General features: G+C 49.1%; 16 protein-coding genes. 7 read left to right on the top strand and 9 right to left on the bottom strand.

What is annotated here, in order from left to right:
- Positions 1 to 46 precede the first annotated feature (46 nt).
- From HHL17_RS05545 to HHL17_RS05535, 3 genes are all read left to right on the top strand, one after another.
- Complete coding sequence (locus tag HHL17_RS05545) at positions 47 to 2,557, top strand: bifunctional UDP-N-acetylmuramoyl-tripeptide:D-alanyl-D-alanine ligase/alanine racemase (protein WP_169223767.1); 2,511 nt, start codon at positions 47 to 49, stop codon at positions 2,555 to 2,557.
- A gap of 61 nt (positions 2,558 to 2,618) precedes the next feature.
- On the top strand, positions 2,619 to 3,260 hold the full coding sequence (locus HHL17_RS05540; RefSeq protein ID WP_169223766.1) for a lipoprotein signal peptidase: 642 nt from the start codon (positions 2,619 to 2,621) through the stop codon (positions 3,258 to 3,260).
- 491 nt (positions 3,261 to 3,751) lie between these two features.
- Entirely contained in the window at positions 3,752 to 6,613 is a 2,862-nt protein-coding gene (locus HHL17_RS05535) for a TonB-dependent receptor (RefSeq protein WP_169223765.1), read from the top strand.
- Between the two features lie 195 nt (positions 6,614 to 6,808).
- On the opposite strand, the gene HHL17_RS05530 is transcribed toward HHL17_RS05535, so the two are convergent.
- The 7 genes from HHL17_RS05530 to HHL17_RS05500 all read right to left on the bottom strand — a co-directional run bounded on the left by HHL17_RS05530 (position 6,809) and on the right by HHL17_RS05500 (position 13,508).
- Positions 6,809 to 7,795, bottom strand: a complete 987-nt coding sequence (locus HHL17_RS05530) for a 2-hydroxyacid dehydrogenase (protein WP_169223764.1) — start codon at positions 7,793 to 7,795, stop codon at positions 6,809 to 6,811.
- A gap of 87 nt (positions 7,796 to 7,882) precedes the next feature.
- Positions 7,883 to 9,283 carry a class II fumarate hydratase gene (gene fumC, locus HHL17_RS05525; RefSeq protein ID WP_169223763.1) on the bottom strand — a complete coding sequence of 467 codons (1,401 nt, stop codon included), beginning with the start codon at positions 9,281 to 9,283 and terminating at the stop codon, positions 7,883 to 7,885.
- 46 nt (positions 9,284 to 9,329) lie between these two features.
- Positions 9,330 to 10,106, bottom strand: coding sequence for an enoyl-CoA hydratase/isomerase family protein (locus tag HHL17_RS05520; RefSeq protein WP_169223762.1), 777 nt, complete (start codon positions 10,104 to 10,106; stop codon positions 9,330 to 9,332).
- Positions 10,107 to 10,150: 44 nt separating this feature from the next.
- Positions 10,151 to 11,317: a S41 family peptidase gene (locus HHL17_RS05515; RefSeq protein ID WP_169223761.1), complete on the bottom strand. Its 1,167-nt coding sequence runs from the start codon at positions 11,315 to 11,317 to the stop codon at positions 10,151 to 10,153.
- 28 nt (positions 11,318 to 11,345) lie between these two features.
- Positions 11,346 to 12,089 (bottom strand): porin family protein, encoded by a 744-nt coding sequence (locus HHL17_RS05510; RefSeq protein WP_169223760.1) that lies wholly within the window; start codon positions 12,087 to 12,089, stop codon positions 11,346 to 11,348.
- A gap of 104 nt (positions 12,090 to 12,193) precedes the next feature.
- The gene (locus tag HHL17_RS05505) at positions 12,194 to 12,997 is read right to left on the bottom strand and encodes a hypothetical protein (protein ID WP_169223759.1); all 804 of its coding nucleotides are present in this window, start codon (positions 12,995 to 12,997) and stop codon (positions 12,194 to 12,196) included.
- Between the two features lie 91 nt (positions 12,998 to 13,088).
- Positions 13,089 to 13,508 (bottom strand): cobalamin B12-binding domain-containing protein, encoded by a 420-nt coding sequence (locus HHL17_RS05500; RefSeq protein ID WP_169223758.1) that lies wholly within the window; start codon positions 13,506 to 13,508, stop codon positions 13,089 to 13,091.
- A gap of 93 nt (positions 13,509 to 13,601) precedes the next feature.
- Between HHL17_RS05500 and HHL17_RS05495 the strand changes: the two genes are divergently transcribed.
- The gene (locus HHL17_RS05495; protein ID WP_169223757.1) at positions 13,602 to 15,269 is read left to right on the top strand and encodes a glutamine--tRNA ligase/YqeY domain fusion protein; all 1,668 of its coding nucleotides are present in this window, start codon (positions 13,602 to 13,604) and stop codon (positions 15,267 to 15,269) included.
- 74 nt (positions 15,270 to 15,343) lie between these two features.
- On the opposite strand, the gene gltX is transcribed toward HHL17_RS05495, so the two are convergent.
- The gene (gene gltX / locus HHL17_RS05490; RefSeq protein WP_169223756.1) at positions 15,344 to 16,876 is read right to left on the bottom strand and encodes a glutamate--tRNA ligase; all 1,533 of its coding nucleotides are present in this window, start codon (positions 16,874 to 16,876) and stop codon (positions 15,344 to 15,346) included.
- Between the two features lie 99 nt (positions 16,877 to 16,975).
- Here gltX and HHL17_RS05485 point away from each other — a divergent pair, with 99 nt between their 5' ends.
- Positions 16,976 to 17,599 (top strand): polysaccharide deacetylase family protein, encoded by a 624-nt coding sequence (locus HHL17_RS05485; RefSeq protein ID WP_169223755.1) that lies wholly within the window; start codon positions 16,976 to 16,978, stop codon positions 17,597 to 17,599.
- 54 nt (positions 17,600 to 17,653) lie between these two features.
- Here the strand turns inward: HHL17_RS05485 and HHL17_RS05480 are convergent, their stop codons facing one another.
- Positions 17,654 to 18,547 carry a hypothetical protein gene (locus HHL17_RS05480; RefSeq protein ID WP_169223754.1) on the bottom strand — a complete coding sequence of 298 codons (894 nt, stop codon included), beginning with the start codon at positions 18,545 to 18,547 and terminating at the stop codon, positions 17,654 to 17,656.
- Between the two features lie 101 nt (positions 18,548 to 18,648).
- Here HHL17_RS05480 and HHL17_RS05475 point away from each other — a divergent pair, with 101 nt between their 5' ends.
- Both HHL17_RS05475 and HHL17_RS05470 read left to right on the top strand, forming a co-directional pair.
- Positions 18,649 to 19,419 carry a TatD family hydrolase gene (locus HHL17_RS05475; RefSeq protein WP_169223753.1) on the top strand — a complete coding sequence of 257 codons (771 nt, stop codon included), beginning with the start codon at positions 18,649 to 18,651 and terminating at the stop codon, positions 19,417 to 19,419.
- A gap of 41 nt (positions 19,420 to 19,460) precedes the next feature.
- On the top strand, positions 19,461 to 20,501 hold the full coding sequence (locus HHL17_RS05470) for an asparaginase (RefSeq protein ID WP_169223752.1): 1,041 nt from the start codon (positions 19,461 to 19,463) through the stop codon (positions 20,499 to 20,501).
- Positions 20,502 to 20,603: the final 102 nt, after the last annotated feature.

Raw genomic sequence — 20,603 nt, 5'->3', positions numbered from 1 at the left:
ATAGGAGTCATAGCAGGATGTTAGTGATTATTCAAATCTGATAAAAGTGTATAACGCTGCAAGCATTAACAAGACGCTCAAAGGGGAATTGTTGCAAGAGACCGGATTTTCTGAAATTGAACATCTCTTACTGGACAGCCGGAAGTTGAGTTTTCCGGAAACATCGCTGTTCATTCCCCTGGTTAGCCCCCGGCGCAATGCTCATCAGTATATTGAAGAGCTGTACCGCAAAGGGGTCAGCAACTTCATTGTGAGTGAGCCCGTGCCTTTGGAAAAATATCCTCAAGCCAACTTTATTCTGGTGAAAGATACCTTACAGGCGTTGCATACGCTGGTAGCATTTCACCGGCAGCACTTCCATATACCGGTAATCGGTATCACCGGCAGTAACGGTAAAACCATCGTAAAAGAATGGCTGTACCAGTTGCTCGAAAAGGATTACAACATTGTGCGCAGCCCGAAGAGCTATAACTCCCAGATAGGGGTGCCGCTCTCCGTATGGCAGATGAAACCCGAACATCAGCTGGCTATTTTTGAAGCCGGTATTTCACAGCCTGGTGAGATGGTGAACCTGGAGAAGATCATCCGTCCTACTGTCGGTATCTTCACCAATATCGGCGAAGCACATAGTGAAGGATTTCTTAATATCCGCCAGAAGATCAACGAAAAACTGGTCCTCTTTGCTAAAAGCGATATCCTGATCTATAGTAAAGACTACCTTGCACTCAACGAATGTGTGTTGTCTTTCCACAACCAGGTAGGCAAGAGAGAAAACCAGGAAGGCGGCGGAGGCCCGGAATTGTTCTCCTGGTCCCGCAAAACAGACGCCGACCTGCGTATCATTACCATCGAGAAACACGATGCCCAGACCCGCATTGAGGCCCTGTACAAACAGGAAACACTGCATATCACTATTCCCTTTGTGGATGAAGGTTCCATCGAAAATGCCATTCACTGCTGGGCGCTCATGCTGTACCTCGGCAAGGAGCAGGAAGTGATACAGCAACGAATGGACCTGCTGAGCAATGTGGCCATGCGACTGGAACTGAAACAGGGCATCAACAACAGCTCCGTGATCAATGATGCTTACAACCTTGATCTTGGCTCACTGACCATCGCGCTCGATTTCCTTCAGCAGCAACAGCAACATTCCACCCGCACCGTGATCCTGAGCGATATCCTGCAAAGCGGCAAAAGCGACGCCACCTTGTATGAAGAAGTAGCGGACCTGTTACAGAAAAAAAGCATCAATAAACTGATCGCCATTGGCAAAAACATCGGGCGGGAAAAGAAAAGTTTCCAGCAGGTGGACGGCTTAAAAACACAGTTTTTCAGCACTACCGATGAATACGTACAGCAGTTCAATGCCGATGATTTCGAGAACGAGACCATCCTGGTAAAAGGCTCCCGTGTTTTCCAGTTTGAGCGCATCGGTAAACTGCTGGAGCAGAAAGCACACCAGACCATCCTGGAGATCAACCTGACAGCTATTGCGCACAATGTGAAGCAATACCAGTCGTTGTTGAAACCTGGTACCAAACTGATGGCCATGGTGAAAGCGTTCTCCTATGGCAGCGGCAGCTTTGAAATAGCCAACCTGTTGCAATTCCATGGAGTAGACTACCTCGCGGTAGCTTATGCCGATGAAGGGGTGGAGCTGCGACGGGCCGGCATTACCATGCCGATCATGGTGATGAACCCCGAACCTGCCAGCTTTGACGCCATCCTGCATTGGAACCTTGAACCGGAAATTTATTCCATGAGTATCCTGCTGCAGTTTATGGAGGAGGTGAGCGCGGCCGGTAAGACCGAATTCCCCATCCATATCAAGCTGGACACGGGCATGCACCGTCTTGGCTTTGTGAAAAAGGATATTCCCGAGCTGGCACAGGCCCTGACGGCCAATCAGCTGCTGAAAGTGCAGTCTATTTTCAGTCACCTGGCCGCCAGTGAAGACCCGGAAAAAGATGCGCTGACACAGCAACAGGGCCGTTTATTCTATGAAATGAGCCATGAGCTGCAGAAAGCACTGAGTTATACCGTTATCCGGCATATTTCCAACAGCTCTGGCATTACCCGGCATCCGGACCTGCATCTGGACATGGTAAGATTGGGCATTGGCATGTATGGCCTCGATTACAGCAACGACATACAGGACCAGCTGCGAAATGTGAGCACCCTGAAAACCACCGTGGCACAGCTTAAAAGCCTGGAGCCAGGCGACACTGTGGGTTATGGCGCCCGTTGGACAGCCAAAGCGCCTGCTGTGACCGCTACGGTGCGCATTGGATATGCCGACGGTTATCCCCGCAGACTGGGCAACGATGTAGGCAAAATGCTGATCCGCGGCAAACTCGCCCCTGTCATTGGTGCAGTGGCCATGGATATGCTGATGCTGGACGTGACCCATATTCCTGATATTATGGAGGGTGATGAGGTGATTGTTTTCGGTCAGGACCTGTCGGTACAGCAATTAGCCAACTGGGCTGACACCATTGCCTATGAAATATTAACAGGAATTTCACAGCGGGTGAAACGGGTATATTTTCAGGAATAATGATATTGCAGGCTTCGGACTTTGAAATAATCTGTTATTTTTGACAAAATTTTAATATCAGTTGAAATATCGTCACGTAGTATTTATTGTTATCCTTATCCTGGTCATTGATCAGACGCTGAAATTCTGGATCAAGACGCACATGTTCATGCAACAGGAGTTCATCATTTTCCCCAATTGGTTCCGTATCCATTTCATTGAAAATGAAGGGATGGCCTATGGGCTCAAGTTTGGTGGTGATTTCGGCAAGATCCTGTTGACCACCTTCCGGTTGGTGGCAGTGGTAGCTGGTTTCATATACATCAAAAAGCTCATCCGGGAAAAATACAGCACTGGTTTGCTGATCTGTGGCTCTCTCATTCTGGCAGGCGCAGCTGGCAACCTGATAGATAGCATGTTCTATGGCCTTATTTTCAACGACAGCATCGGTTATGAGGTAGCGAAGTTTATGCCTTCCGGCGGCGGTTATGGCAGTTTCCTCCACGGCCGTGTGGTGGATATGCTGTACTTCCCCATCTATGAAGGCTACCTGCCCAGCTGGATACCCTTCAAAGGTGGTGATTACTTTGTGTTCTTCCGCCCGGTATTCAACATCGCTGATGCCGCTATTTCCGTTGGTGTTGTCACAATCCTGCTGTTCCAGAAAAGGTTCTTAGCCCGGCATACCGCCCAGCAACAGGAAAAAACACCCGTGGAGATTTAGTTATTCAGCTATTTGGTTATTTAGATATTTACTTTAGGGATTTTTTGATTTTCGATTTTTTGATTTGGACCGAACAGGATTTCTTCCAATCACGCCATCGCAAATCAGGAAATCCCTAATTTATTACCCCTGTTTGTATCCATACTTTTGATAAAAAGCCCTGATATCTCCCAAAATCAACCATTCTGCATTGTTTCACTTTCCGATAGAAGCCTCGCCATCTCCCCAAAAACAAAAAAACGAAAATCAAAAAAATCCCTAAATTATTGCCGTTCATTATCAACCATTTGCAAATTTTTTTCCTTTGCTGCTTTGAAATGAACAATCCTCGTTCTATATTTGTCTACTAATTCTATAGACTATATGGTTTTTAAAACTGTACATACCATGTTGCTACACCGATGTTGAGGCTCAACATCGGGCTTTCCGGCGCTCCCTACCATTTTTATCACAATCCAGGATCTATATAATGTTATAACTTTTACCACATCATGCAAAAGTTCTTTCCGATACTGGCCAAAATCCTCATTTTGGCCCTGGTATTTAGTCCAACCCTATCAAAGGCACAACTCAACGGCTCTTACGTTATTGAGGGCAAAATCACTGATGACCACAGCGCCGGCCTGCCGGGCGCATCTGTACAGATAAAGGGCACCTCGTTCGGCACTACCACCGATAGCCTGGGCCGCTTTCAGCTGACAACCAACACCCGTTTCCCGCTGAAACTGGTGATCCGCCTCATTGGCTATCAGCCGCAGGAGTTTGAAGTTAAAAACAGCAACAGCAAAGTAGCCATACAGCTGTTCACCCAGTCACTGCTGGTCAACGAGGTAGTAGTATCCGCCTCCCGGCAGCAGGAGAAGCTGTTGCGCTCACCGGTAGCCATCGAAAAACTGGATATCCGCGCCCTGAAAGAAACGCCTTCGTCCACCTTCTACGACGCACTGGGCAACCTCAAAGGCGTACAGATGACCACCGCCGGCCTTACCTTCAAAGTATTCAACACCCGCGGCTTTAACGTGCCCAATAACTTCCGCTTCATGCAACTGGTAGACGGCGTAGACAATCAGGCCGCCACCCTCGGCGTACCGTTGGGTAACGCCATCGGGCCTACGGAGCTGGACATCCAGAGCGTGGAAGTCACCCCCGGCGCATCTTCAGCACTGTACGGCATGAACGCCATCAACGGCATGTCCAACCTCGTCACTAAAAACCCTTTCGATTACCAGGGTGTCAGCGTATACCAGAAAATTGCGTTCAACCATTTCGATGGCAAAGGCAGCAGCCCCAAGCCACTCACGGAAACGGCCGTACGTTATGCACAGGCCTACTCCAAATGGTTCGCCTGGAAAATCAACGCCAGCTACATGCAGGGCACCGACTGGTATGCCGACAGCCATGACGATTTCACGCCACAGAGCAAAATCAACCCTGATTTTCCACAGCTCAGCGGCGCTAACAACATCGCCGCCGATAACTGGAACAAATACGCCGATCAGGGTAATATCCCCATCACCGACAAAGACGGCCGCGCTTATACTGTACACCGCACCGGCTACTGGGAAAAAGACCTCGTAGGCGACTATACCGTTCGCAATACCAAAATAGACGGCTCCATCAATTTCCGGCTGAGGAACAAAATGGAGATATCTCTCGCCTCCCGCTGGGGCCAGATGGATGGCTTCTTTCAGCGCGGTAACCGCATCGGCCTCAGAGGCGTCACCGTTTCCAACCACAAACTGGAAATCGTACACCCCGATTTCACCGTGCGCACCTATATCTCCATCGAGAATACCGGCAAATCATACAACATGAACCCACTCGCTGATAACCTGGAGAAATCCTTTAAGTCAGACAAAGTGTGGCAGAAAGATTATACCACCGGCCTCAATAACGCGCTGACACAAGGTGCTGACCTCGTAGCCGCACATAAAGCGGCCCGCGCTTTCGCAGATGCCGGCCGCTTTGAGCCTGGCACCGCAGCCTTTGAAGCACAACGGGATAAAATCAAAACCATCAATGACTGGGATATTTACCCCACCTCCAGAAATCCGCTCAACACTACCGGTGGCGCCGCCCTCAAGCAGAAAAGCCGCTTCTATCACACAGAAGGCACCTGGAACCTGCGTAAATACGTCCATTTCGCTGATGTACTGGTAGGCGCCGATTACCGCACCTACGAGATCATCCCCGATGGCAACAACTTCGTGGATTTCAGCCTGCCACTCGACAAACGCAATCAGGACGGCGGTAAACATATCTGGTACGGCAAGGTGGGCGGCTTTGCACAGATCAGCAGGTCCTTCTTCCACGACGCATTGAAACTTACCGGCTCCCTGCGTTACGATAAAAACGAACAGTTTGCCGGGAAAGTGAATCCCCGCATCGCTGCCGTGTATACTGTAAAGGATAAACACAACTTCCGCATATCATGGCAAAATGGCTTCCGTTTCCCTTCCCTGTTTGAAGCATACTCTTTTGTAAACAACGGACAGGTGCGGCGTGTAGGCGGTCTCGCCTTTATTGAAGAAGGACTGGGCTATTTCAAGAACTCTTACCTCACCACTTCCGTTGACGCTTTCAACGTGGCAGTAAACAAAACCATCAACGCGGAACATATCAGCAAAGACGCAGCTGCCGCTAAAAATGCAGGCGTCCTCAAAGTTGCCAATCTCGATCCTATTGTGCCGGAAGAAATCACCTCTTTCGAAGCAGGCTATAAAGCAGTATTGCTTGACAACAAGTTGTTCATTGATGTTGATGGTTATTACAGCTCCTACAAAAATTTTATCGGCCAGATTGAAGCCGTGGTACCGCAAACCGGTAATGTTAATTCACCGGATGCCGCTGTGCTGAACCAAATGCTCGATAAAACCCTGCAGAACCGTTACCGTGTATGGACCAACAGTAAATCCACTGTCAACAACTATGGCTTTGCTGTGGCTGTCACCTACGATATCTACAAGAATTACACGGTAAGCGGTAACGCCAACTTCAACAAACTGGCACAGGACAAAACCAAGGACGACGCACTGGTACCAGGTTTCAACACCCCTCAGTGGTTTACCAACGTCAGCATCGGTAACAGAAATCTCTATAAAAATATAGGCTTCAACGTTGTATGGCACTGGCAGGATACTTTCTATTGGCAGAACCTCTTTGGTAATGCTGATGTACCAGCCTACAGCACCGTTGATGCACAGGTTACCTATCGTGTACCTAAGATCAAAACATCTTTCAAAGTGGGCGCCTCCAACCTGCTGAACACAGCATACTTCCAGTACGTTGGCGGGCCTACCATCCGTGGTTTGTACTACCTCACCATCACGTGGGACAACGTGTTTAAAAAATAATCCATCCGCAATTCCGTTCCCAGGGCTGAAGCCCTGGGCTACGTTGTTGTTCAGGTGTCTCAATGAGTGAGAAGCTAAATTAAAAGCCCACAAATATCGTAGCTACGATGTTTGTGGGCTTTTAATTGATAATCGAACCAATGATTGGCTTTGAATAACAACGTAGCCCAGGGCTTCAGCCCTGGGACCCCGGTTTTATAACGCGTTTTTCAGCGGTTCGTTTTTTTCAAACGCATTGATATTGGCCAACGTCGTTTCTGCAATCTGGGTAAGTGCTTCCCTGGTAAAAAATCCCTGATGGGCTGTTACCAGTACGTTGGGGAAAGTAGTGAGGCGGGAAAGCACATCATCCTGGATGATGGTACCGGAGAAGTTCTGAAAGAAAAGTTGTTCTTCCTGTTCATATACATCAATGCCGAGGGCGCCAATATGCCCGTTTTTCAATGCTTCCACCACAGACCGGGTGTCTATCAGGCCACCGCGACTGGTATTGATCAGGACCACCCCACGTTTCATCTGGCTGATCGTATGTGCGTCAATAAGATGTTTGGTATCCGGCGTCAGCGGGCAGTGCAGGGAAATGATATCTGATTCCGCCATGATCGTTTCCGGTGACACATACGTAACACCTGCCTTCATCAGCGCTTCATTTTTGTACACGTCATGTGCCAGCACTTTACAGCCGAATCCCAGCATGATGCGGCAAAATACCGCGCCGATATTACCGGTACCAATTACGCCAACAGTTTTGCCGTATACATCAAATCCTTCCAGTCCGCCTAACGTAAAGTTGTTATCACGGACACGGTTATACGATTTATAGATTTTACGGTTCAGCGCCAGCAACAGGGTGACGGCATGTTCTGCCACTGCGTGCGGAGAATAGGCCGGTACGCGCACTACCCTGATGCCTGCTTCCTCAGCAGCTTTGAGGTCCACGTTGTTAAATCCCGCGCAACGCAGCGCAATCAGGCGGATACTTTTCTCTTTCAGCTGACGGATAACGGAGGCATTTACCTTATCGTTTACAAATACACAGACAGCTGTTTCGTCTTTGATCAGTGCGGTATTGTCTTCATTAAGCGGATATTCCAGGAAGCGGAAGTGGTGGGCGTTGTCCGTGTTAGCTTGATTAAAGTAGGTGACATCGTAGGGCTGGGTGCTGAAAAAGAGTATGTTCATCTGCGTGCGGTTAAGACAGGGTCAAAAAAATACGGATTTGCGGGCTTTTGACACCACACAAATCCGTAATATGATTAATCGGTATGTTTACTTGATTTCACCGACCATGTTACCAGGTATTACCCACTCGTCGAATTGTTCGGGAGTAACGTAACCCAGTTTTACAGCCATTTCTTTCAGTGTGGTACCTTCTTTATGTGCTTTCTGAGCGATTTCCGCCGCTCTGTAATAACCAATTTTGGTATTGAGGGCAGTCACCAGCATCAGGGAATTTTCCACGTGTTTGCGGATGTTGGCTTCGATAGGTTCGATGCCTTCAGCGCATTTATCATTGAAGCTTACACAGCCTTCGCCGATGAGGCGGGCAGAGTGCAGGAAGTTGAAGATCATCACCGGTTTGAACACGTTGAGTTCAAAGTGGCCATTGGCGCCGCCAACAGAGATCGCCACATCGTTGCCCATTACCTGTGCCGCGATCATGGTGAGGGCTTCGCACTGGGTTGGGTTTACTTTACCCGGCATGATGGAAGATCCTGGCTCATTGTCCGGGATGTGGATTTCGCCGATGCCGGCGCGGGGGCCGGAGCTGAGCATACGTACGTCGTTGGCGATTTTCATCAGGCTTACCGCTACTGTTTTGAGAGCGCCGTGCGCTTCCACGATAGCGTCGTGTGCAGCCAGTGCTTCGAATTTGTTAGGGGCGGTGATGAAAGGCAGTCCGGTCAGTTTGGCGATATGTGCCGCTACGTTTTCGGAATAACCTTTCGGAGTGTTGATACCAGTACCTACGGCAGTACCGCCGAGGGCCAGTTCGCTCAGGTGGGACAGCGTGTTGTTGATCGCTCTCAGACCGTGGTCCAGCTGGGCCACGTAACCACTGATCTCCTGTCCGAGGGTGAGCGGCGTAGCGTCCATGAAGTGGGTACGGCCGATTTTCACCACATGTTTGAAGGCTTCTGCTTTTTTAGCCAGTGTATCACGGAGTTTTTTAATACCGGGGGTCGTTGTTTCCACCAGCATTTTATACGCCGCGATGTGCATCGCAGTAGGGAAGGTATCGTTAGAGGATTGGGATTTATTCACATCGTCATTCGGGTGAACGAACTTCTCTTTATCAGTGAGCTGGCCACCGTGAATAACGTGAGCGCGGTAAGCCACCACTTCATTCACGTTCATGTTGGACTGGGTACCGGAACCTGTTTGCCATACTACCAGCGGGAACTCATTGTCCAGTTTACCATCCAGTATTTCATCGCACACCTGACCGATCAGATCACTTTTTTCTTTTGGCAGCACGCCTGCATCGAGGTTGGTGAGCGCTGCCGCTTTCTTCAGGTAAGCAAATGCCCTGATAATTTCTTTCGGCATTTTGTTGATATCCTGGGCGATCTTGAAATTTTCAATGGAGCGCTGTGTTTGAGCACCGTAATAGGCGTTTACAGGCACCTGTACTTCACCCATCGTGTCTTTCTCTATTCTAAATTCCATGGCTTAAGCTTTTATGAATTAATGCAGCAAAAGTAAACTGTTCTGGCTATTCTCCCTTAAAATTTGCCTGTCTTTTCTGAATAAAAGCTTCAGCGCCTTCCTGCAGGTCTTTGGTAGCGAAACAGGCCGCGAATTCGTGTATTTCAGTTTCCCAGCCGTCTACGTCCTTGTCTACAGCGGCATTCACGCATTTCACCACGCGGGCTATGGCCAATGGGGCTTTGGTTTGTATTTTCTGAAGGATGGCGATGGCTTTGGGCAGCAGTTCTTCCAGCTTCACCACATGGTTTACCAGTCCCCATGCCTGTGCTTCCGTAGCGGTCAGCATATCGCCGGTCATCATCAGCTCAGTGGCTTTGCCTTTGCCAACCAGCTGTGTAAGCCGTTGGGTACCGCCATAACCGGGGATCAGGCCCAGGTTCACTTCCGGCTGACCGAATTTTGCGTTCTCACTGGCAATACGGAAATGGCAGGCCATGGCCAGTTCGCAGCCGCCGCCCAGCGCGAAGCCGTTAACAGCCGCAATGATGGGCTTGGAAGAGTATTCGATCCGCTGAAATACCACGTGGCCGCTTTTAGCCAGTTCTTCGCCCTGTTTGGGGGAGAGGGTGAGGAATTCGCTGATATCTGCTCCCGCCACAAAAGCTTTTTCGCCAGAACCCGTGAGGATGGCTGCTTTGATGTCTTTGTTCCGGTAAATTTCGTCGATCACCAGACCCAGTTCTCCCATCATCTGCTGGTTGAGGGCATTCATCTTTTCCGGGCGGTTGATCGTCACGATCAGGATATTATTGTCCAGTTGTGTACTTAGTGTCTGGTACATGGGCCTTCTTTTTTAGTTTATCAATATTAAGCAATATTCGATAACTAATGAATCAGGCTGAGGGCCGCCTCCAGTTGCAGATCGCGGCCGGCCTTCAGTGCGGCCGGGTTATAGGGCACGGTCATATCGGGCGAAAACCCGATTCCCTCGTATATATTGCCATCCTTATACTTAAACATCAGGGAAGAAGTGTACACCGAAGTGAGCCAGCTGGTGCTGAACTGGCCTCCGTTATAAAATTTATTGGCTGTCAGCGGCCCGTTGGCACCCCAGGTGCGTTCTCCCACAAAATGCCCGTTGGGCAGGGCTTTCACAGCCATGGTGGTCATTTCTGCCATACTCACCGACCAGGCATCGGCCAGCATTACAATGGGGATGGTGACAGCTTTGCTGCCTGGCTGTGGCGCCACATAAGCCGGCGCCCACGGGCTGTAGTCCAGCCGTCCATTGCCCAGTTTGGACCGGGTATAACCAAAGTGGAGCGGCTGGGTAACCATTTTTCCCAGCAGGAAATTCAGGTCAGCCAGGTCTCCGCCCGGATTGCCCCGCACATCGATAATGATGCCTTTCAGGTCTGTACGGTTGGCCAGCGCGTCGAAGAAATACTGCTCTACCCGTTTTACACCATTGATGGTATCTGTATTAAAAAGGGTTTTAAGGCTGAAACCGTTGAAAAAGAAATACAGGATATTCTGTTGAATGGTACCGGCAACGGCTACATACTGTTTGTCAGGCGTATTGGTAAATCCGCGGCGGCCTGCATCCAGATAATACTTGGGCAGTGTATCGTAGAAATGGAAAATACTAATAGGAGCGTGGAAGCCGGGACTGGAGCGTTTTCGCAGGTAAGCCGGGCTGATAGAACCAGAATCCGCCAGCCATGTATCAGCGAAAGAAAGATTATAGTGCGAGTCTACCAGTCCGGATGTCATCTGTTTGAAGTACGTATATGCTTTGCGCACATCATTGGAGTCATTGACATTCAGTTTGGCAAAGAGGGGCTTATAGGTGCGGTACACCTGGTCCCAGTTGACCGTATCAATATCCCAGAAAACATAGTTATTGTTCATGCCGGTCCAGAAGGCATCAAACACTTCGTTGAAATTAGCGTTGACGTAGTTCTGCGGGTCATTGAGCTGGGGCAGGTCTTTCCGGCAGGCCATGGTCATCAGCAGCAGGAGCGGCAGTATATATCTGACAGGAGATTTCATCTTCATAAAAATTAAAGGTGAGTAACAATTATTGGTCATCGCCATGGAAAAGGCGGCGGAGGTTGAACAGGCATCCTGCCTGCAATACATAGCTGTCGTTATACCGGGGCACCTGATCTATCATGTAATTTTTCTGTTGATCTGTGAGCCCATAATAATAACGGGCTTCCACGAAAAGGCGGAAACGTTCCTGCAGCAGGTATTCCACGCCGCCGCCGGCTACGAGGCCCCATTCCACCCGCCGGTCACGGCGGCTGTCGAAGGAGTACTTTTCATCGTAGCGATAAGCCTCATTGTACCTGAAATAGTCCGGTGTCTGCTGATTCGCAGGGACATCCGGCGTACTGCTAAACACATTGGCCATAGCGCCCTGGATACGGCCACTGATCCAGTAGGCGCCGTAGCCGCCGGCGTTAACGAAACCTCTCCACTTTTCTCCGCCAAACGAGAAATGGGCCATCACGGGTAATTGCAGATAGCCGTTGAGGTTATACTGGTAAATACCATCGAAAAAGTGGTCGCGACGCAGCTCATAACTTTTCCGGATATACGACGGGTCTGCCTGTATGGCCAGCCAGTCATTGAAATGATATTGCAGTACAAGGCCGGCCACAAAGCCACCGTACTGGTGATACTGCGTAAAAGCGCGGTAACCGGCATTGGTATGTACGTAGTTGTTGACATACCCACCGGAAACACCGATTTCAAACTGTGCCCGGACGGATAGGGTTAACAGGAAAAAGGTGACAAAGAGGAGTAAGTATTTCTTCATAAAGTTCGTGTTTGAGCTTTTTTCGGTTGATAGCTGCACATAAAAAAATCCCGTAGCAAACCTGGGCCTGCTACGGGACTTATGAAGAATAACGTTTTTAACTGCTAATAGTTCACCTCAATTTGCGCTTTTCCACTTTTCATTCTCATGTAATGTCTTTTCTTGGGCACTTTAAAATATTTCACGCCTTTGAAGGTGTAACCGAAGGTGACGAATACCAGGTTGGCGTCTGTATTTTTGTATGGATATACTTTGTTAGCACCGGACCCATAGCTGAAATCACGGTTAAAGAAATTCTGCGGATAATACTGTACTTTAAGCCCGAAGCCATGAACACGCAGGCCGGCAAACAATGATGGCATGATCAGCGGGGTGCGGTCGCTGAACCACTCATTGAATTTGTGTACCTTTTTACCATCCACGAATTGTTTTTCCTTGTAGTTGAAAGCCAGGTCCAGCTCACCGCCAAAGAAGAAGAAGGTACCTCCGGTAACATCCCCGATTTTAATCCCGAGCGGTACGCCCATGGTGTATACCCTTTGCTTCAGCTTCAGGGAATCTGTGGGCTTGGAGATCAACCCTATGTTTTTGAATTCCAGGCCGGTAAATGCTCCGAAGTGACGGGTAAAGTCTTTGTTGAAGCTAACATGATAATTAAAGATGAAGCTGAAACGCGGAATGTTGCGCATATGCTCTCCATTCAGTTTCATGTCGGCAAAAGACAGCATGCCGGACAGGCCACTGGTGACGTAGATATTCTCCCGTTTTTTAGGGTATTTTCCAAAGGAGATTGAGACCAGGCCTTCGGCAGTCTTTTTATTGTCCGTAGAATCTGTTTGTTCCTGGGCGAAGGCACTGAAAGTGCATAACAGTAACAGTAGCAGGGACGGGTATAACTTGTATTTCATAAAAACGGCGGTTGTGGTTTCTTAGATTCTTGGTGATTTATACCGAGAAGACGACCCGCCCGTGGAAATGTTACGGCTACACGAAAAAAATTTAAAAATTTCTGTGGCCAGCCACCCAGGTGGTGATATAGTCGGAGATATCCTTGGTATGGGTACCTGGCGGAAACAGTTTACCGACGCCCATTTCCTGCAGCTGCTGCATGTCCGCGTCAGGGATAATGCCGCCGCCGGTGAGCAGTACGTCGTTCATACCTTTTTCTTTCATGAGGGCTATTACTTTAGGGAAAACAGTCATATGTGCACCAGAGAGGATGCTGATACCGATGGCGTCCACGTCTTCCTGGAGGGCGGCATTCACCACCATTTCGGGGGTTTGTCTTAATCCGGTATAAATAACTTCCATACCGGCATCGCGGAGGGCGGCAGCGATCACTTTGGCACCGCGGTCGTGGCCATCGAGGCCGACTTTAGCTACCAACACACGAACAGGACGATTTAACTGGTTGACCATTCTTAAAAATTAAGGTCGTAAAGATAAGGATTAGCCGTTACTAAAAGCTAAGCGCTATTTTTGCTACCTTTGCAGACATATTTAATTTTTCTTATGAGCGAAGAAAGGTCACTCAATTTTATAGAACAGATCGTAGAAGACGACATTGCTAACGGCGTCAATGGCGGACGTGTGCTGACACGTTTTCCGCCCGAACCCAACGGCTATCTCCATATAGGACACGCCAAGTCTATCGCATTGAACTTTGGCCTGGCCCAGAAATACAATGGCAAAACCAATCTCCGCTTTGACGATACCAACCCTGTCACAGAAGACACCGAATACGTGGATTCTATCAAAGCAGACATCCACTGGCTGGGTTATGAGTGGGACAAAGAACTGTATGCCTCTGATTATTTTGAGCAGATATATGAATTTGCCGTAACACTGATCAAAAAAGGACTGGCTTACGTGGAAGATGCTACCGCAGAAGAAATTGCGGCCAGCAAAGGCACACCAACCACGCCAGGTACGCCTACCCCTGCCAGAAGCAGGTCAGTAGAAGAAAACCTGGACCTGTTTGCCCGGATGCGCGCCGGCGAATTCAAAGACGGGGAAAAAACCCTCCGTGCCAAAGTAGACCTGGCATCACCCAATATGCACATGCGTGATCCGCTCATGTACCGGATCAAACACGCGCATCACCACCGCACCGGCGATAAATGGTGCATCTACCCGATGTACGACTTCGCCCACGGCCAGAGCGACAGCATTGAAAACATTACCCATTCCCTCTGTACGCTGGAGTTCATTCCCCACCGTGCACTGTACGACTGGTTTATCAAAGAACTGGAAATATTCCCCAGCCATCAGTATGAGTTTTCCCGTCTGAACGTGAACTACACGGTGATGAGCAAACGAAAACTGAAACAGCTGGTAGAAGAAAAGTATGTAACCGGCTGGGACGATCCCCGCATGCCTACTATCAGCGGCCTGCGCCGCCGTGGCTATACCCCTGCCAGCATCCGTCAGTTTTGCGAGCGTGTAGGCGTACAAAAGCGCGACAACATGATCGACATTGGTCTGTTGGAATTCTGTATCCGCGAGGAACTGAATAAAACCGCCAATCGTGTCATGGCTGTACTGGACCCGGTTAAACTGGTGATCACCAACTATCCGGACGGACAGGTGGAGGAAATGGCCGCCGAAAACAACCCGGAAGATGCCGCCGCCGGCAGCCGTACCCTGCATTTCAGCAAAACACTCTATATCGAGCGGGAAGACTTCATGGAAGAACCACCAAAGAAATTCTTCCGTCTCGGCCCCGGTCTGCATGTGCGCCTGAAAAACGCTTACATCATCAAAGGTGAAAGCGTGGAAAAAGATGCTGATGGCAACATCACCACCATCTACGCCAGCTACCTGCCGGAAACCAAAAGCGGTGGAGACCACAGTGGTATGACCGTAAAAGGCACCATCCACTGGGTAAGCGCTGAACATGCCGCCACTGCTGAAGTACGGCTGTATGACCGTCTTTTTAAATCAGAGAACCCAGGTGCAGAAGAAGGCGACTTCAAAGATTTCATCAATCCGGACTCCCTGCAAGTGATCAAAGAAGCCTATGTAGAACCGGCACTGTTGCAGGGAAAACCTGGCGACCGCTTCCAGTTTATGCGTAAGGGTTATTTCACAGTAGATCCTGATAGCACGCCGGAAAAAGTGGTGTTCAACAGGACCGTTACCTTGAAAGACGCCTGGGCCAAAGAGAAAGGCAAAGCCTAAAAGCTTATATTATAAAAGGAAACGCCCCGTTGATGTCATATCAACGGGGCGTTCTCTTTATGGTAATCAGGTCATTAGCTATTAAAAGCTGCTACACCTTTGGCAATGCGGGTGCGGGTCTCTGCGAGACCTATCGTGGCCGCAATGTCAAATACCGGAGGACCGAATTTGCCACCGGTGAGCATAATGCGGAAAGGCAGCTGCAGTTCACCCATCTTGATGTTTTTCTCTGCGGCGAGCGCTTTGAAGCTGGCTTCCAGCTCAGGCGCCGTGAAAGCGGAAACATCATCCAGCTTTTCTGACCAGGCCGCAAAGAAAGCGGCTTTGTCTGCGTTCCATTTGGGTTTTACGGCAGCTTCATCATAAGCGGCAGGTGCTTCAAAGAAAAAGAAGCCGTGGTCCCATATTTCATTCACAAAATAGCAGCGTTCCTTCACCAGTCCGGCTACGGTGGCCACATATGCAGGTTCGGCTTTCACGCCTTTTTCTTCCAGCACCGGTTCAAAGAGGCGGGCCAGGCTTTCGTTGTCTTTATGATGCAGGTACTGGTGGTTGAACCACTTCGCCTTCTCATAGTCGAATTTAGCGCCGGCTTTGTGTACGCGATCGATAGAGAACTTGTTGACCATTTCTTCCAGGGAGAAGATTTCCTGTTCGGTACCATCATTCCAGCCGAGCATAGCCAGCAGATTGATGAATGCTTCCGGCAGGAAGCCCAGTTCGCGGAAACCTTTGGTGAATTCATTGGAACGCGGGTCTGTCCAGTTCATGGCATATACCGGGAAACCAAGGCGGTCGCCATCACGTTTGCTGAGCTTACCATTGCCGTCCGGCTTCAGGATCAGCGGCAGGTGCGCCCACTGCGGCATATCTGCTTCCCAGCCCAGGTATTTCCACAGGAGGATGTGAACGGGTGCAGAAGGCAACCATTCTTCTCCACGGAAAGCGTGGGTGATTTTCATCAGGTAATCGTCTACCACCACCGCGAGGTGATAGGTAGGCATACCATCCGCTTTGAGCAATACTTTATCATCTACCTGACCAGTGTTAAAAGTCACTTCACCGCGGATCATGTCGGTAAAGGTCATCTCCTGGTCAGCAGGCATTTTAATACGGATAACGTGCGGGGTATTGTTGGCCAGCAGCTCCTGTACTTCCGCTTCAGAGAGGGAGAAGGAGTTACGCATTTTTTCCCTGATCTTGTGGTTGTACTGTGGCTGCGGGTTCTCAGGCGTTTTCAGCCTTTCGCGCATGCTTTCCAGTTCTTCCGGCGTGTCAAATGCGTAATAGGCATGACCGGATTGTACCAGTTTCTCCGCATACTGGCGGTACAGCGGTTTACGCTCGCTCTGGCGGTAAGGGGCATAAGGACCACCCACCGCAGGGCTTTCGTCGGGGGAGAGGCCGCACCAACGCAGCGTTTCGTTAATATATTCTTCCGCACCCGGTACATAGCGGGTCTGGTCAGTATCTTCGATACGCAGGATAAAGTCGCCTTTATGCTGCTTTGCAAACAAATAGTTGAACAATACAGTGCGTACACCTCCAAGATGTAAGCCACCAGTAGGACTGGGGGCAAAACGCACTCTTACTTTTTTATTATCCATAGATCGCAAAGGTAAGGAAATAGCATTTAGGTTTCTGTCATGCTTTAGTGCTTTTAACCTATCTTGCGGTCATCAGCTCACTGCTAAAAGTCAAAGCGCTTGTTCTATCTTACCAAAACACCCGGCATCCTGAAAGCTTTGTACAAAAGCTGTATATGGGACCTTTCCCCTGCGAACAATACCGTGTATCTGACTTTCGATGATGGCCCCCATCCGGAAGCCACTCCGTTCATCCTTGAACAGCTGGAAAAATACGATGCCAAAGGCACGTTTTTCTGCATCGGTAAAAATGTGGTGGAACATCCGGGTATTTATCAGCAGATACTGGAAGCAGGGCATAGTACAGGCAATCATACCCATAATCATGTGAATGGCTGGAAAACCAGCACTGACAAGTATATCGAGAATATCCTCGAAGCCAGGAAATACATTACCTCACCGCTTTTCAGGCCGCCCTATGGCAGGATTACCCCTTTTCAGATAAAACAGTTGAAGCAGACCGTTCCCGGTACCAAGATCATTATGTGGGATGTGCTGAGCGCGGATTTTGATCAGGAGATCGATGGCGAAGCCTGTGTACAGAATGTGGTGTTTAAGATGAAACCAGGTTCCATTGTGGTGTTTCATGACAGCACCAAAGCGTGGGACCGGATGTCTTATGCGCTGCCCAGGGTGTTGGAATACTGCAAAAAGCAGGGCTACAACATGGCAGCCATCCACTAATAAAAAAACCCAGGGCCGGAGACCCTGGGCTGCAATATGATTTGTTGAGCGATATTATTTTAAGGTTACTTCTCTTACTTTATCGCCGTTGATAGTGATAGTTGCTTTATCATCACATACGCCGTTACCATAGTCAATCACTGCGGATAGACTGTTGTAAGCCACCAGCAGCTTGCCCTGGCTTACCCATTTGCAGGCAGTTGCCTTTATCAGCGGCGCCTGGGTAGTGATGGTAGCGCTGCCGGCAGGGCCACCTTTTACGTAGGTGATAGCAGCATTACCTTCAAGGCTGTATACGTTGTCATTCGGTGTGGGCGTACCTGCACCAGCGGTTTGTGTCACGGTCTTTTTGCTGGTATAACCTACGATCAGTGTATCAGCGTAGCTTACGCGGCCATCAGTTATTTCTGACGTGTATTTAACACCGGTAGTAGTGTTATAGCTGATACCGGAGATAACATTTTTACCGGCAACGGGGATGCCGTTGTATTTATATCCCTCCAGGGTGATCTCTACACGGGTACCATTACTGAACAGGAAGCCGGTGAAATTGACATACACCTTACCGCTGCGGGTAATGCCATAGTTATCACGGCAGGCATCACCATAATCGATGACCAGTTGTTTGGGCCATACGGTAGGATCAGCACTGTTGATGAGGATGGAAGGACATCCGGTCACGTTGGCATAATCGGCATAATCCGCCTTACGGACGTTGCCAGCCACGTTCTGGTCCACCGCTGCGATAGCAGCCGTTTCAAACAGATCGCTGTACATGCCCTGCACCTGTGTTTCGTGTGAAGCCACTACCAGGGTATTGTTATCGTTTTCGTTATTGGTCACCGCATCGGTGGTTACTTCCTTTTTGCAGGCGAAGAAAAGGGTCGCCACCGCCACAACGGCAATGGTACCTGCCAGCACACGATTTGTACTGAAATAGCTTTTCATGGTATAGTTTTTTTAAATTAGGTTTTTCAGGATTTACCTTTGCGAAACTAAGGTACCTATTAAATATTATAAAAAATAAAAATTTAATAAATATTTTTATCATGTTTTGGATCGATACGCACGCACATTTGTACTCGGATGAATTTCTGGCAGACCAGCAGGAGATGGTGAAGCGTGCCCTGGACGCGGGGGTGACCACCTTGCTGCTGCCCAATATTGACGAATCGTCTATTACCGCCATGCTGAAACTGGAAGCTGCGTATCCCAAAAACTGTTTTGCCATGATGGGGCTGCACCCCTGTTATGTGAAGCCGGACGTGGAAAACCAGCTGCGGCTTGTCAAAGACTGGCTGATACACCGTTCCTTTAAGGCCATCGGTGAGATAGGACTGGATTTTTACTGGGACAAATCACTGGCAGACCAGCAGTACCAAGCCTTCCGGGAGCAGCTGCAACTGGCACGGCAATATAAACTGCCCGTATCCATCCATAGCCGCGAGGCCACACGGGAATGTATAAACGAAGTAAAATCCTTGCAGGACGGCAATCTCAGCGGTGTGTTCCACTGTTTTTCAGGGACGCTGGAAGAAGCAAAAGAGATCATCGACCTTGGATTTTACCTGGGTATCGGGGGAGTAGTCACGTTTAAAAAATCCGGGCTCGACAAAATCATCGAAAACATTGACCTGGAGCACATTGTACTGGAAACAGACGCGCCTTACCTGGCACCAGTACCTTACCGTGGCAAACGTAACGAAAGTGCCTATATTCCGCTGATCGGCGAAATGGTGGCAGATATAAAAAATCTAAAAATAGAAGAGGTAGCCGCTATTACCAGCAGCAATGCGCGGAAATTATTCAAAACGCTCTAACTGTTTAGAGGGTACCTTTGCAGGCAACTGGCAGTTAGACAATGAGTAAAATTCTGATAATCTACACGGGCGGCACAGTAGGCATGATCTACGATGACAAGACCAAAGCGCTCCGCCCAATTGGCTTCAATGAAATAAGGAACAATTTACCGGAACTATACCGGATGGGGATCGATTTTTACGTGTATGCGTTCAACCCACCCATCGATTCCTCAGACATGCAACCGGAAATATGGGTGGAACTGGCCAGTATCATTGAAGACCGCTACGACCGCTACGACGGATTTGTAATTCTTCACGGCTCAGACACCATGGCGTTTACCGCCTCCGCGCTGAGCTTCATGCTGGAGAATCTGTCCAAACCCGTTATCCTTACCGGTTCACAGCTTCCCATCGGTAAAATCCGTACCGACGCTAAAGAGAACATTATCACCGCCATGGAGATAGCCTGCTCCAGGCATAATAACGGTAGTCAGGCATCGATGGTACCGGAAGTATGTATTTACTTCGACTTCTCCCTGTTCCGCGGCAACCGTTCCAAAAAATACAACGCTGAAAAATTTGAGGCGTTCTATACCATGAACTATCCACAGCTTGCAGAAGCAGGCATCGATATCAAATACAAACAACAATTCATCCTGCCAACACCTGCCGCACCACTGAAAGTGCATAAGGAGCTGGAGACTAATATCACCGTGCTGAAGCTGTTCCCGGGCATTACCCGCAGCGCCGTGGAAGCGATCCTCAGTGTTCCCGGCCTGAAAGGCGTGATCATGGAGACTTTCGGCAGCGGTAATACCAATACCCAACCCTGGTTTATCGAAAGTATCAAAAGAGTAATCGATAACGGTGCTATCGTAGTAGACATCACCCAATGTGATGGCGGCTCTGTAGAACTGGGCAAATATGAAACCAGCCAGCACCTGGTGGAAGCGGGCGTAGTCAGCGGTCATGATATGACCTTCGAAGCAGCCGTGACCAAACTGATGTTTGTATTGGGACAAGGGCTTTCCAAAGAAGAGAGCAGGAAGATGATCGAAACTTCCCTGCGTGGTGAACTGACGCCAATAGAAGTATATTAATACGAATATAAAAGAGAGTTAAAGCAGAAAGTATTGAAACAGTATACTTTCTGCTTTTTTATTGCCATTTTTTTTCTATATTTAATTATCAAGCCTATTCCA

Source organism: Chitinophaga fulva (assembly GCF_012927205.1).
GTDB classification, from domain to species: Bacteria; Bacteroidota; Bacteroidia; order Chitinophagales; family Chitinophagaceae; genus Chitinophaga; species Chitinophaga fulva.
The sequence above is the reverse complement of the archived record's forward strand: the minus strand, read 5'-3'. Positions and strand labels throughout refer to the sequence as shown.

What these genes read in the sequence shown, in the direction of transcription:
- HHL17_RS05535 (WP_169223765.1), top strand. Translation starts at nt 3,752, where the DNA reads ATGCAAAAGTTCTTTCCGATACTGGCCAAAATCCTCATTTTGGCCCTG.
- HHL17_RS05530 (WP_169223764.1), bottom strand. Translation starts at nt 7,795, where the DNA reads ATGAACATACTCTTTTTCAGCACCCAGCCCTACGATGTCACCTACTTT.
- fumC (WP_169223763.1), bottom strand. Translation starts at nt 9,283, where the DNA reads ATGGAATTTAGAATAGAGAAAGACACGATGGGTGAAGTACAGGTGCCT.
- HHL17_RS05520 (WP_169223762.1), bottom strand. Translation starts at nt 10,106, where the DNA reads ATGTACCAGACACTAAGTACACAACTGGACAATAATATCCTGATCGTG.
- HHL17_RS05515 (WP_169223761.1), bottom strand. Translation starts at nt 11,317, where the DNA reads ATGAAATCTCCTGTCAGATATATACTGCCGCTCCTGCTGCTGATGACC.
- HHL17_RS05510 (WP_169223760.1), bottom strand. Translation starts at nt 12,089, where the DNA reads ATGAAGAAATACTTACTCCTCTTTGTCACCTTTTTCCTGTTAACCCTA.
- HHL17_RS05505 (WP_169223759.1), bottom strand. Translation starts at nt 12,997, where the DNA reads ATGAAATACAAGTTATACCCGTCCCTGCTACTGTTACTGTTATGCACT.
- HHL17_RS05500 (WP_169223758.1), bottom strand. Translation starts at nt 13,508, where the DNA reads ATGGTCAACCAGTTAAATCGTCCTGTTCGTGTGTTGGTAGCTAAAGTC.
- HHL17_RS05495 (WP_169223757.1), top strand. Translation starts at nt 13,602, where the DNA reads ATGAGCGAAGAAAGGTCACTCAATTTTATAGAACAGATCGTAGAAGAC.
- gltX (WP_169223756.1), bottom strand. Translation starts at nt 16,876, where the DNA reads ATGGATAATAAAAAAGTAAGAGTGCGTTTTGCCCCCAGTCCTACTGGT.
- HHL17_RS05480 (WP_169223754.1), bottom strand. Translation starts at nt 18,547, where the DNA reads ATGAAAAGCTATTTCAGTACAAATCGTGTGCTGGCAGGTACCATTGCC.
- HHL17_RS05475 (WP_169223753.1), top strand. Translation starts at nt 18,649, where the DNA reads ATGTTTTGGATCGATACGCACGCACATTTGTACTCGGATGAATTTCTG.
- HHL17_RS05470 (WP_169223752.1), top strand. Translation starts at nt 19,461, where the DNA reads ATGAGTAAAATTCTGATAATCTACACGGGCGGCACAGTAGGCATGATC.